General features: G+C 64.5%; 11 protein-coding genes. 10 read left to right on the forward strand and 1 reads right to left on the reverse strand.

The window, feature by feature from the left end:
* Window positions 1–23 precede the first annotated feature (23 nt).
* The 6 genes from DK842_RS16940 to DK842_RS16965 all read left to right on the forward strand — a co-directional run bounded on the left by DK842_RS16940 (window position 24) and on the right by DK842_RS16965 (window position 6,698).
* Window positions 24–677, forward strand: a complete 654-nt coding sequence (locus tag DK842_RS16940) for an energy transducer TonB (protein ID WP_114062508.1) — start codon at window positions 24–26, stop codon at window positions 675–677.
* Window positions 678–713: 36 nt separating this feature from the next.
* On the forward strand, window positions 714–1,460 hold the full coding sequence (locus DK842_RS16945; RefSeq protein ID WP_114062509.1) for a MotA/TolQ/ExbB proton channel family protein: 747 nt from the start codon (window positions 714–716) through the stop codon (window positions 1,458–1,460).
* A 6-nt stretch (window positions 1,461–1,466) separates the two neighbouring features.
* On the forward strand, window positions 1,467–1,910 hold the full coding sequence (locus DK842_RS16950) for an ExbD/TolR family protein (RefSeq protein ID WP_114062510.1): 444 nt from the start codon (window positions 1,467–1,469) through the stop codon (window positions 1,908–1,910).
* A gap of 10 nt (window positions 1,911–1,920) precedes the next feature.
* Window positions 1,921–2,343, forward strand: coding sequence for an ExbD/TolR family protein (locus DK842_RS16955; protein ID WP_114062511.1), 423 nt, complete (start codon window positions 1,921–1,923; stop codon window positions 2,341–2,343).
* Between the two features lie 118 nt (window positions 2,344–2,461).
* Window positions 2,462–3,568, forward strand: coding sequence for an efflux RND transporter periplasmic adaptor subunit (locus DK842_RS16960; RefSeq protein WP_232538511.1), 1,107 nt, complete (start codon window positions 2,462–2,464; stop codon window positions 3,566–3,568).
* 10 nt (window positions 3,569–3,578) lie between these two features.
* The gene (locus tag DK842_RS16965) at window positions 3,579–6,698 is read left to right on the forward strand and encodes an efflux RND transporter permease subunit (RefSeq protein ID WP_114062513.1); all 3,120 of its coding nucleotides are present in this window, start codon (window positions 3,579–3,581) and stop codon (window positions 6,696–6,698) included.
* Between the two features lie 43 nt (window positions 6,699–6,741).
* Here DK842_RS16965 and DK842_RS16970 read toward each other — a convergent pair whose 3' ends face one another.
* A complete protein-coding gene (locus tag DK842_RS16970; RefSeq protein ID WP_114062514.1) occupies window positions 6,742–7,104 on the reverse strand; it encodes a hypothetical protein in 363 nt (120 codons plus the stop codon).
* 259 nt (window positions 7,105–7,363) lie between these two features.
* Between DK842_RS16970 and DK842_RS16975 the strand changes: the two genes are divergently transcribed.
* From DK842_RS16975 to DK842_RS16990, 4 genes are read left to right on the forward strand one after another with little or no spacing between them, the layout of a single operon-like run.
* A complete protein-coding gene (locus DK842_RS16975; RefSeq protein WP_232538512.1) occupies window positions 7,364–9,121 on the forward strand; it encodes an ABC transporter substrate-binding protein in 1,758 nt (585 codons plus the stop codon).
* A gap of 20 nt (window positions 9,122–9,141) precedes the next feature.
* Window positions 9,142–10,080, forward strand: a complete 939-nt coding sequence (locus DK842_RS16980) for an ABC transporter permease (protein ID WP_114062516.1) — start codon at window positions 9,142–9,144, stop codon at window positions 10,078–10,080.
* Between the two features lie 16 nt (window positions 10,081–10,096).
* The gene (locus DK842_RS16985; protein WP_114062517.1) at window positions 10,097–11,161 is read left to right on the forward strand and encodes an ABC transporter permease; all 1,065 of its coding nucleotides are present in this window, start codon (window positions 10,097–10,099) and stop codon (window positions 11,159–11,161) included.
* Between the two features lie 21 nt (window positions 11,162–11,182).
* Window positions 11,183–12,886 carry an ABC transporter ATP-binding protein gene (locus DK842_RS16990; RefSeq protein ID WP_114062518.1) on the forward strand — a complete coding sequence of 568 codons (1,704 nt, stop codon included), beginning with the start codon at window positions 11,183–11,185 and terminating at the stop codon, window positions 12,884–12,886.
* The last annotated feature ends 55 nt before the right edge of the window (window positions 12,887–12,941 follow it).

Raw genomic sequence — 12,941 nt, forward strand, 5'->3', positions numbered from 1 at the left:
CGCATGCAGGAAAGGCAGTGGCCATGAACAGCATCTCTATCAAACGCAGCAACGGAACCTTCAGCCGGCGCTCGGCCGGCCTGGCTGGAGTTGTCATATTTCATGCCCTATTGATCTACGCGCTGGTGACGGGCCTGGCCCAGGGGGTGGTCAAGGTGATCCAGCAGAAGGTGGAAGTGTCGGTGATCAGCGAGCCGCCGCCGCCCCCACCGCCGCCGCCGCCGAAGATCGAGAAGGTGGTGCAGCAGCCGGCGACGCCGAAGCCGCAGGCCTACGTGCCGCCGGTGGTGAATCCGCCGCCGGTCGTCCAGTCGGCCAACGCGATCCAGTCAGTGACCTCCGATCCCGCCCCGCAACCTGCGCCGACGCCGGCGCCGGTGGCGGAAGCGCCGAAAGGCCCGGTTTCGGCCAAAGGCAATTGCAGCGGCAGCGCGGTTCCCGACTACCCGGCCAAGGCGCTGGAAGATGAAGTCCAGGGCGTCGTCAGCGTGGTCTTCACCGTCGGCGCGGATGGCAAGTTCAACGGATTCAGCAACGTGGGCTTCGACGGCGGCATTCCGCCGCGCTATCGCAGCAGTTTCAAGTCGGCGATCTCCGCCGCCCTGCAGGGATATACCTGCCGCGGCAGCACATCGTTGACGCAGGAATTCAGCTTCAAACTCGACTCTGGCTCCTAAGACCAGGGCATCTCAAGACACAAAGGAGCAAATACCATGACCAAGATCACTCGCGCACTGCTGGGCCAAGTCCTGGGCGCCGCCGGCCTGCTGACCGCACTGCCGGCGCTGGCGGCGGAAACCGTCAGCACCTCCAACCCGTACGGCATCGACGCCCTGTGGTCGCAAGGCGACTTCGTGGCCAAGGGCACGCTGATCATTCTGCTGATCATGTCGGCCTCCACCTGGTACGTCGGCATCGTCAAGCTGCTGGAGCAACGCCGCCTGATCAAGCAGGGGCAAGAACTGCTGGGCCACCACGGCGCCGGGCTGCAGAAAGCCGCCAGCGAGCTGGCCGACGAAGGCATGTACAGCGCGGTGGCGCAAGCCGGCATCGAAGCCGCCGCCGAACACAAGGGCGAACTGGCCAACCGCGTGGACCTGAACACCTGGGTGGCGATGGCGATAGAAGACGCGGTGGACTCCGCCAGCCACCACATGCAGAACGGCCTGTCGGTGATCGCCACCGTCGGCTCCACCGCGCCGTTCGTCGGCCTGTTCGGCACCGTCTGGGGCATCTACCACGCGCTGGTGAAGATCGGCACCTCCGGCCAGGCCTCCATCGACAAGGTGGCCGGCCCGGTGGGCGAAGCGCTGATCATGACCGCCATCGGCCTGGCCGTCGCGGTGCCGGCGGTGCTGGGCTACAACTGGCTGGTTCGCCGCAACAAGCTGGTGCTGGACAACGTGCGGGTGGTGTCCGGCCGGCTGCACGCCAGCCTGCTGAACACCCCGAGCCGGTAAGCCGCCATGGCCCGATACAAGCGAATTGGCCACGGCAAGGGCGACGAGGACCAGGTGCTGTCGGCGATCAACACCACGCCGCTGGTGGACGTGATGCTGGTGCTGCTGATCATCTTCCTGATCACGGTGCCGGTGGTGACGCAGACAGTGAAGATGACGCTGCCGAAAGAGCAGAACATCCCGACGCAGACCAAGCCGGAGAACGTGGTGCTGGGGGTGGGGCCGGACAGCCGCATCTACTGGAACATGTCGCCGGTGAAAGACCAGCGGGAGCTGCTGGACCGGCTGGTGGCGGTGGCGAAGAAAGATCCGCAGCCGGAAGTGCACATCCGGGGCGACGCGGCGGCGAAATACGCGCCGGTCGGCCGCATCGTGCTGGCGGTGCAGCAGGCGGGGATCGTGAAGATCGCGTTCATCACGGAGCCGCCGGCGCCCGGGGGCGGAGACTAGGAGAAGAGACATGGCGATGAATGTGGGGTCGTCGGGCGAAGACGACCTGATGATGGAAATCAACACCACGCCGCTGATCGACGTGATGTTGGTGATGCTGATCATGCTGATCATCACGATTCCGATCCAGACGCACGCGGTGAAGCTGGACATGCCGCAGAACACGCCGTCCAAGCCGTTGGCGAAGCCGGTGGTGGTGCAGATCGACATCGCGCCGGACAACGGGGTGTTGTGGAATGGGGAGCGTTTGGCGAACCGGGAGGCGCTGGAGGCGAAGCTGTCGGCGGCGGGGAAGGCGGAGCCGCAGCCGGAGCTGCACATCAAGCCGAACAAGGACGCGACGTACGCGCCGGTGGCGATGGTGCTGGCGGAGTCGCAGCGCTTGGGTTTGACGAAGCTGGGCATCGTCGGCTCGGAACAGTTCCTGCAATGACATTAAAATAAATTACCGGATGTGGCATGATGTCGGACAGGCGGCCAAACGGCCGCCTGTTCCGTGATCGACAACAAGACCGGATGACGCCGCGATGGCCACATCGGAAAACACACACATGAATATACGTCTTTGCCTGTCCGCCCTGTTTCTTCTATCGCTAGCCGCCTGCGGCAAGGGCGGCGCCGAGCATGCGTCCGCCTCCGGCAAAAACGCGTCGGCGCCGGCGGCGCGCCGTTTGTCCGGCGCCGATGTGGTGCGGGCCGAGGTGAAGCCGCTCGCCGCCGCCATTCCGTTCACCGGCTCGCTGAACGCCTTGACCAGCAGCGCGGTGGCGTCCGAGGTGGACGCCAATGTCCGCGAAGTGCGGGTGCGCGAAGGGGAAACGGTGCGCCGCGGGCAGCTGCTGGCGGTGCTGGACGCCGAGTCGCTGGGCCAGTCGGTGGCGGAGCAGAACGCCCAGCTGGACAATTCCAAGGCGCGGCTGAAGCTGGCCAAGGTCAAACTGGACAAGCAGAGGGAGCTCTTGGGCAAGGGCTTCATCTCCCAGGTGGCGTTCGACGAACTGGAGAGCGACTACCGGGTGAGGGAGGGCGAATTGCGCGCTCAAGCCGCCCAGTTGGCGCGGGCGCAACGTTCGCTGGCCGACGCGAGGGTGAAGTCGCCGATAGACGGCGTGGTCTACGAACGCAAGATCAATCCCGGCGAGGTGGCCAGCCGCAATATGAAGCTGTTCTCGGTGGCGGACCTGGCGGTGCTGGAAATCGCCGCCACCGTGCCGTCGCGCCTGGTCGCCCAAGCGAAGGTGGGCATGGCGGCCACCTTCAGCGTGGATGGGCGAGACGGGCGGGAGCGCGGCGAAGTGGTGCGCATCAATCCGGTGGCCATACCCGGCACCCGCAGCTTCACGCTGTTCATCCGGGTGAAGAATCCGGACGGGCATCTGAAAGTGGGCCAGTTCGCCAAGGGCGGCGTGGTGGTGCGAGAGGTGAAAGACAAACCGGTGGTGCCCATTTCCGCGGTGCGCGACATCGATGGCGCGCCCTGGGTGTTGGTGGTGGAGCAGGGCAGGCTGGCCAAGCGGCCGGTGACGGTGGCGCTGCGCGCGGAGAACGAGCGGCTGGCGGCGATCGACGGCCTGGCCGCCGGCGCCAGCGTGATCGTCGGCGAACTGCTGGGCAGCAAGGCGGGCGATGCCGTCAGCCTGCCGGCCGGCCTGGGTTGAGGAGCGCGCCATGTGGCTGACCCGCGTGAGCGTGCGCAATCCGTATTTCGCCGCGGTATTGATGATGACGCTGATGGTGCTGGGGCTGTTCTCCTGGCAGAAACTGGCCGTGGAGGAGATGCCCGACGTCCGGCTGCCGATGGCGGTGGTGGAGACGCACTACGCCGGCGCGTCGCCGGAGGTGGTGGAGAGCGAGGTGAGCAAGCCGCTGGAGGAGGCGCTCAATACCGTCAGCGGCATCAAGGAAATCCGCTCCTACTCGTCAGAAGGCAGCTCCTTCGTGGTGGCGGAGTTCGAGCTGTCGGTCGATCCCATCGTCGCAGTGCAGAATGTGCGCGACAAGGTGGCGTCGGTGCAAGGCGCTTTCCGCCGCGAGATCGGCACGCCGTCGGTGTCCCAGGTCGATCCCAATGACAAGCCGATGCTGTCGCTGTCGCTGACCTCCAGCCAGACCCGCCCGCGCGAGCTGAGCAGCTGGGTGGAAAACGTGCTGAAGAAGCGGCTGCAGATGGTGGAGGGCGTCGGCGACGTCAGCCTGATCGGTTCGGTAAAACGCGAAATTCGCATCGACATCGATCCGGTGCGGCTGGAGGGCTCAGGTCTGTCGCTGGCCGACGTGGCCGACGCGATCAAGGCCGCCAACCAGGACTTCCCGGCGGGGAACGTCTCCACCGCGCACAAGGAGTGGGCGATCCGGGTGTCCGGCAAGCTCAAGTCCGCCGACGATTTCGCCGCGCTGGCGGTGGGCTACCGCAACGGCACGCCGATCCGGCTGGACGACATCGCCGCGGTGTCGGACACCGAGGCGGAGCAGGACAGCGTATCGCTGGTCAACGGCCAGCCAGGGCTGGGCGTGGACATCAAGGCCGCGCGCGGCGCCAATGAGGTGGCGGTGGCCGAGGGCGTCAAGAAACTGCTGGCCGAGCTGAAGCCGCAGATGCCGGCAGGCACCGAGCTGCGCTATACCTACGACTCCGCGGAGGACGTGAAGAAAGCGCTGAGCAGCGTGGAGTCCATGCTGCTGGAGGGCGCGGGGCTGACCATTCTGATTGTGTTCCTGTTCCTGGGCAGCTGGCGCAGCACGGTGATCACCGGACTGACGCTGCCGGTGGCGCTGGTGGGCACGCTGTTCGCGATGCAGTTGATGGGCTTCACGCTGAACATGCTGACGCTGCTGGCGTTGTCGCTGTCCATCGGCCTGTTGATAGACGATGCCATCGTGGTGCGCGAAAACATCGTCCGCCACGCGGCGTTGGGCAAGAGCCATTACCAGGCGTCGCTGGACGGCACCAACGAGATCGGCCTGGCGGTATTGGCCACCACGCTGACCGTGGTGGCGGTGTTTCTGCCGGTGGGTTTCATGAGCGGTATCATCGGCCGTTTTTTCCATCAATTCGGCCTCACCGTCGCGGTGGCGGTGTTGATTTCCATGTTCGTCAGCTTCTCGCTGGACCCGATGCTGTCGTCGATCTGGCATGATCCGCACCATCACGGCGACCGCCACCGCGGCCCGCTAGGGAGAATGCTGGATTGGTTCGAAACCTCGCTTGACCGCCTGTCCGAACGTTACGCGGCGGTGATCCGCTGGGTGCTGGGCCACCGCAAGACCACGCTGGCGCTGGCCTTGGGCATGACCGCGGCCAGCTTCATGCTGGTGCCCAAGATAGGCGGCGAGTTCGTGCCAGTGCGCGATAGCGGCAAGATCAACGTGGTGTATCAGACCGCGCCGGGCTCTTCGCTGGAATACACGACGCTGAAGGGACGGGAGCTCTCAGAGGCGCTGTCCGGCATCAAGGAAATCCAGACAGTTTCGCTGAACGTGGGCGGCGGCAATTTCGGCGCCGGCAAGAACGATGGCTCGCTGACGCTGGACATCGGCGACAAGCGCTCGCGCCAGCGCAGCCTGGACCAAGTGATCGCCGACGCCCGCAAGCGCGTGCAGCCGGTGGCCGGCGTGCTGATCAAGGCTGTGGCCAACGACGAGCAGCAGGGCAAGCCCATCTTCATCGGCTTGCGCGGCTCCAACCTGGCCGAGCTGGACGCGGTGTCGCGCGACATCATGGGCCGCATCGGCAAGGTGAAAGGCGTGCGCGACGTGGAGTCCAACCTGACCGAGGGCGATCCGTCGCTGAGCCTGACGCTGAAGCGGGACGCGGCGCTGAGCCTGGGCGTCGATCTCAACCGCGTCGGCAACCTGTTGTCCATGCTGTTGGCCGGCAACGTGGTCACCACCTGGGAGGCGCCGGACGGAGAAAACTACGATGTGCGCATCCGGGTGCCGAAGGACGAGCGCCGGCAGGAGCTGCTGGATCAGTTGAAGGTGGCCGGCAACCGAGACGAAAACGGCGCGGCGCAGATGGTGCCGCTGTCGACGCTGATCGAAACGCGGCAGGGCGTCAGCCCGCGCCAGATCAAGCGCACCAACATGATGCGGGAGATCAGCATCATGGCCAACGTCGAAGGCCGCGATGTGGGTTCGGCGATGGCGGACATCGACAAGCTGCTGGACGGCGTGCAATTGCCGCAGGGCGTGCAGCGCATGCACCGCGGCCAGCAGAAGGACATGGCGGAAACGGTGAGCAACGCGCTGCGCGCGCTGGGACTTGGCGTGATCTTCATCTACCTGATCCTGGCGGCGCAATTCCGCAGCTTCACCATGCCGGTGACCATCATGGTGGCGCTGCCGCTGGCCTTCGGCGGGGTGTTCGTCGCGCTGTTCCTATGGGGCTCCACCCTCAATATGTTCTCCATCATCGGCATCATCATGTTGATGGGCTTGGTGGCCAAGAACGGCATTCTGCTGGTGGACTTCGTCAATCGCGCCCGCCAGGAGGGAATGGCGCGCGAAGACGCCATCGCCGAGGCGGGCAGGGTGCGGCTGCGCCCCATCATGATGACCAGCTTGGCGATGATCTTCGGCATGCTGCCGCTGGCGCTGGGCACCGGCGACGGCTCGGAAACCAACCGGCCGATGGCGCACGCCATCATCGGCGGCTTGGCCACCTCCACCCTGCTGACCTTGTTGGTGGTGCCGGTGGTGTACACCTATCTGGACAGCCTGCGGACGCGCATCCGGCGGCTATTGGGCGGGCGCCGCGCGCTGAGGCTGAACGAGGCGGGAGGCAAATGAAACAGGGGCCGGCAAACGCCGGCTCCTGTCGCGTGAACCTGGGCTATTTGCGGGGCGGCGCGACGCAGTCGTTGCCGTCGAAGCTGATCGACTGGATGGTGTGGTCGCGCGGGTCGACGACGAAGTTCGTGGTGCAGCTGTAGTAGGTGGAGCCGCCGCCGCTGATGCCCCAAGGATGATAGAAGCCGTTGCTCTGTATCGGCATTTCCTGGCTGTAGGCGTTGCGGTAGGTGTAGAGCAACTTGCCATTGGGCATGGTCATCTGCCCGGTGGGCGTGCCCCAGGCGGCCAACAGTTCGTTGGCGTCGCGGCCCTGCCAGGCGTAGACCTTCTGCGCATAGCCTTGCGAGGTGGCGCAACCGGCCAGCAGCAAGGCGGCGAGCGCGAGCGTGGCGGCGTGTTTCATGATGCTCTCCTTCTTAGGCGCAGGCGCAAAGGGGAAGGCGCGCCAATATCGAGTTGCGGTTTATTTAACGATGATGTCATCTTTGGGGGGTGTCAATCGTTAAGGTGTGAGCGGCGCGGGCTTTATGTTAACGAGCTTGTGTCCACCGCATCCGCGCCTGGAGAAACGCGGATGCGATAGAAAATCGACCATTTCCATATGGACTGGTTCCGATGAGAAAAACAGAGGAGAAACGACTATGTGCCTGAAAAAGCCTTTGATGGCGGCACTGATGGTCTGGGGGAGCCTGGCGCCGCTGCATGCGGCGGCCGCGGAGAAGGTGCTGCATGTGGCGTTCAACGCGCCGGAAACCGGCTTCGACCCGGCCAAGATTTCCGACATCTATTCGTCCGCGGTGATCGAGCACATTTACGACCCCTTGCTCACTTTCGATTACCTGGCTCGGCCGGTGAAGGTCGTTCCCAATGTGACCACGTCCATGCCGGCAGTCAGCGCCGATGGCCTGACTTACACCTTCCATTTGAAGAAGGGCATCTATTTCGCGCCGGACCCGGCGTTCAAGGGCAAGAAGCGCGAGCTGACCGCCGCCGACTATGTCTACTCGATCAAGCGCCTGTCCGATCCGACTGTGGCTTCGCCGCTGAGCGACACCTTCACCGACAAGCTGGTGGGCTTGGCCGATCTGGCCAGGAAGGCCGGCAAGGGCAAGTTGGATTACGACACGCCGATAGAGGGCGTCAAAACACTCGACCGCTATACGCTGCAGCTGAAATTCAAGCAGCCCTTTCCGTCCCTGCCTTATCTGTTGGCGGGCAGCTGGGTGGAAGGTCAGGCGCGCGAAGTGATCGACGCCTATGGCGACAATTCCAACGCCCATCCCGTGGGCACCGGTCCGTACAAGCTGGCGCTGTGGCAGCCTGGCAACCGCATCGTGTTGACGCGCAATCCCAATTTCCGGCGTGAAACCTTCCGCTACCCGAGCGATGGCGACGCGGAAGACCGCAAGCTCGCCAGCCAGATGAATGGCAAGGCCTATCCGCAGATCGACCGCATCGAGGTTTCCATTATCCAGGAAGAGCAGCCGATGTGGCTGGCCTTCAAGAGCGGCGAACTGGATTTGGCCGGCATCCCGCAACCCTTGATACGCCAGGTGTTGCGCATGGACCCCAAGAATCCGTGGCGGGCCGAGCTGAAGCCCGAGCTGAGGGACAAAGGCGTGCAACTGAGCCGCGGATTGGGCGAGGAGGTCACCTTTTACGCGTTCAACATGAAAGACTCCGTCGTCGGCGGGCTGAGCAAGGACAAGATCGCGCTGCGCCGCGCGATCTCCATGGCCTTCGACACCAACGAGACGATACGCGACATCCGCCGCAACCAGGCGGTGCAGGTGCAGTACATCGTGCCGCCCAACGTGGCTGGCCATAATCCCAATTTCCGTGCCGCCTATCCTTACAACCCACCATTGGCCAACGCGCTGCTGGATCAGTTCGGCTACAAGGTCGGCTCCGATGGCTATCGTCATCAGCCGAATGGCAAGCCCTTCGCCATCGACTTCCTGACTGGCCCCACCGCCATCGACAAGCAGTGGAACGAGTATTGGCAGAAAGCCTTCGACCGCATCAAGGTGAAGGTGAATTTCCGGGTGATGCAGTGGAATGAGCAGGTGAAGGCGCAGCGCGACTGCAAGTTCGGCATGAACGGCGGCGCCTGGAGCGCGGATTATCCCGACGGCGACAACTTCACCCAGCTGTTGTACGGCGGCAATATCGGCAACTCCAACAACGCCTGCTACCAGTCCGCCCGCTACGACAAACTGTACGAGCAGTCCCGCCTGTTGCCCAACGGGCCGGAGCGCGATCGGCTCTACGATCAGATGAACAAGATCGTGGCCGGCGACACGCCGTGGATGTTCAGCGACATCCGTTTCACCAACGCGCTGGCGCAGCCATGGGTGAGGGGGTTCAAGCACCACCCCAATTTCAATGCCATCTGGCGCTTCCTGGACGTAGAAAAATAAGCGGGAAGAGGAGAACCAACATGTCCGCATTCATCATCCGCCGGCTGCTGCAAATGATCCCGACGCTATTCGGGGTGATGCTGCTGGTCTTCACGCTGTTTTCGCTGGTGGGCGGCGACCCGTCGCTGGTGCTGGCCGGCAAGCACTTTTCGGCCGAGGTGCTGGCCAATATCCGCGCCCAGCTCGGCCTGGACAAGAGCCTGCCCGAGCAGTTTCTGTTGTTTGTCCGTCAGGTGCTGACGCTGGATTTCGGCACGTCCTGGTCCACGCAACAGCCGGTGTCAGATGTCATCGGCAACCGCATCGGCCCTTCGCTGACGCTGACCGGCGCCATGCTGGCGGTCGACTTGCTGCTCGCCATCCCCTTGGCGGCGTTGGTCGCTTATTTTCGCGGCGGCCTCACCGATCACATTGTCACCATCGTCTGCACGGTGGCGATGTCGATCAGCGCGCTGATCTATATCATCGCCGGCCAGTTCTATCTCGGCTTCAAGCTGGGCTGGTTCCCGGTGCGAGGTTGGGGCGATTCGTTCTGGGTGAACCTGTTCGTCTATGTGCCGCTGCCGCTGTTGCTGGGGTTGATGGTGTCGCTGGGTCCGGACATCCGCTTTTACCGTAGCTTCTTTGTCGAGGAGTTGGGCCAGGACTACGTGCGCACCGCGCGCGCCAAGGGATTGTCCGAGCGCCAGATCATGTTGAAACACGTGCTGCGCAACGCGCTGATCCCGGTGGTGACCAGCGTGATGATGTCCTTGCCCTACCTGCTGCTGGGCGCGCTGGTGCTGGAGAGCTTTTTCGGCATCCCGGGCATGGGCAACGAGGTGGTGCAGGCGGTCAACAAGAGCGACTTCCCGGTGATCAAGGCCATCACCATCTACATCGCCATCGCCACCATGGTGTTCAACCTGCTGGGCGACCTGGTCTACAAGTGGATCGATCCGCGGGTTCAGTTGAACTGAGCGGGGGAGAACAAAGATGACGACTATGCAAAATAATGCCGGCGTCGCGCCGGCAAGCCCCTCCCGCGGCCTATGGGGGCTGGGTTGGCGACGGCTGAGGCGTAACAAGGTGGGTTTCGTCTCCTTGTGGATCGTGGCCGTTTACCTGCTGATTTCCGTCGGCGGCTGGTTCAATCTGGTAGGCGCGCGCTGGGCGGACGAGGTGGGCGTACCATACGCGCCGCCCAGCTGGGTCAAGGAGTCGCCGGACGATGTATTGCCGCCGGCGCCGGCGGAGCAGGCTGCGGCCGCTTCATCGGACCTCGTGTCGTTGAGCCGCGCCGAAGACCCGATAGGCAAGGAATTGACCGAAGCGGAGAAGCATGTCGGCGAATACGCCGACCACACGCCGCCGCGGCTGGAGAGGCTGCCGTTCGGCGGCGACCTGCAGGGCCGAGACGTGATCCAGAAAACGCTGAAGGGCACCGCCACGTCCATCTTCGTCGGCGTGTTCGGCGCGGTGTTTTCTCTGCTGATAGGCTGCGTCTTGGGCGCGGTGTCCGGCTATTTCGGCGGCAAGACAGACGACTTCCTCAACTGGTTCTACAGTGTATTCACCTCGGTGCCGGACATGCTGCTGCTGCTGTCCTTCGCCGCGGTGTCCGGCCGCGGCATCACCACCATCGTCACGGTGATGGCGCTGACCAGTTGGACCGGCACCTACCGGCTGGTGCGCGCCGAGTATCTGAAGCTGAAAGGCCGCGAGTACGTGCAGGCGGCGGACGCCATCGGCGCCGGCAGCGGACGCAAGATGTTCGTCCACATCCTGCCCAACATCTCCCACTTGCTGTTGGTGCAGTTTTCCCTGCTGACGGTGGCGCTGATCAAGTACGAGGCCATCCTGTCCTTTCTGGGGTTCGGCGTCGGCGTGCGAGAGGTGAGCCTGGGCTCGATGCTGGCCGAAGCGCCGACCGAGCTGATCCAGGGCTATTGGTGGCAGATGCTGGCGGTGACCATCGCCATGTCGGTGCTGGTGACGGCGTTCAGCCTGCTGGTGGATGCCCTGCGCGACGCGCTGGATCCGCGCGCAGCGGCCAAGTGAGCGGGATGAGGAGAAATCAATATGAGCGATGACAAAAAACTGCTCTCGGTCCGCAACCTGCGGGTGCGTTTCCGCCAGGAAGACGGCGGCCGCTTCGAGGCCTTGAAGGGCGTCAGTTTCGACATCCCGGCCCACCGCACGGTGGCGCTGGTGGGCGAGTCCGGCTCCGGCAAATCGGTGACGTCGATGGCCATCATGCAGCTGCTGCCGCCGCAGTCGAGCGAGATCGACCCGGCGTCGGAGCTGCGTTTCGACGGCCGCGACCTGCTGGCGTTGAGCGCGTCCGAGCTGCGCCGGCTGCGCGGCAAGGACATCGCGATGATCTTCCAGGAGCCGATGAGCTCGCTGAACCCGGTGTTCACGGTGGGCGAGCAGATCGTGGAGACGCTGACGCTGCACGGCGGGCTGAGCCGCTCCGCGGCGTGGAAGCGCGCGGTGGCGCTGCTGGCCGAGGTGGGCCTGCCGGAGCCGGAGAAGCGGGTGAAGGCTTATCCGCACGAGCTGTCCGGCGGCCAGCAGCAACGGGTGATGATCGCCATCGCCATCGCCTGCGAACCCAAGCTGCTGATCGCCGACGAGCCGACTACCGCGCTCGATGTCACGATTCAGAAGCAGATCCTGCAGCTGATCGCCGACCTGCAGAAGAAACACGGCATGTCGGTGCTGTTCATCACCCACGACCTGGGCGTGGTGGGCGAGTTCGCCGACGAAGTGATCGTGATGCGCCACGGCGAAATCCGCGAGCAGGGCACGGTGAAGCAGATCTTCGAAAACCCGCAGGACGCCTACACCAAGGCGCTGCTGTCGTGCCGCCCGCACCTGGATCGCCGCCCGGCCCGGCTGGCGGTGATCGACGACTTCCTGAAGCCGGAGCCGTACGCGGAGCCGCCGCACCGCGAGCGCGGCTACGCGGCGGGCGACGAGATCGTGCTGGACGTGCAGGGCCTGTGCAAGAGCTTCGACATCCGCGAAGGGCTGTTCGGCAAGCGGCAGTTCCACGCGGTGAAGGATGTGTCGTTCCAGCTGGCCAAGGGCAAGACCCTGGGCATCGTCGGCGAGTCCGGCTCCGGCAAGACCACGGTGGGCCTGACGCTGGTGCGGCTGCACCAGGCGACGGCGGGCCGCGCGCTGTTCCACGGCCAGGACCTGATCGGCATGAGCGCCAAGGCGTTCCACGCCTACAAGAAGCGGATCCAGATCATCTTCCAGAACCCGTACGCGTCCTTGAATCCGCGCTTCACGGTCGAGCAGATCCTGACCGAGCCGATGCAGCTGCACGGCATCGGCCAGGACGCCGGCCAACGCCGCCGGCTGGCGCAAGATCTGCTGGACAAGGTGGGGCTGCCGGCCGGGGCGCTGGCCAAGTACCCGCACGAGTTCTCCGGCGGCCAGCGGCAGCGGATCGCGATCGCGCGCTGCCTGACGTTGAAGCCGGAAGTGCTGATCTGCGACGAGTCGGTGTCGGCGCTGGACGTGTCGGTGCAGGCGCAGGTGCTGAACCTGCTGCAGGACCTGCAGGACGAATTCAAGCTGTCCTATCTGTTTATTTCGCACGATCTGGCGGTGGTGAAGCACATCTCGGACCAGGTGCTGGTGATGAACAAGGGGCAGGTGGTGGAGCAGGCGGATGCGGACGTGATCTACCGCGAGCCGAAAGACGGGTACACCAAGAAGCTGCTGGGGGCGATTCCGCAGGGGTGGAGCCCGGCGCTGGCGCCGGCCTGAGGCGCGCGGCGGGGTATCGAGACCAACCGGCCCGAGAGGGCCGGTTTTTTTCATG

The sequence above is a fragment of the Chromobacterium phragmitis genome (genome assembly GCF_003325475.1).
GTDB classification, from domain to species: domain Bacteria; phylum Pseudomonadota; class Gammaproteobacteria; order Burkholderiales; family Chromobacteriaceae; genus Chromobacterium; species Chromobacterium phragmitis.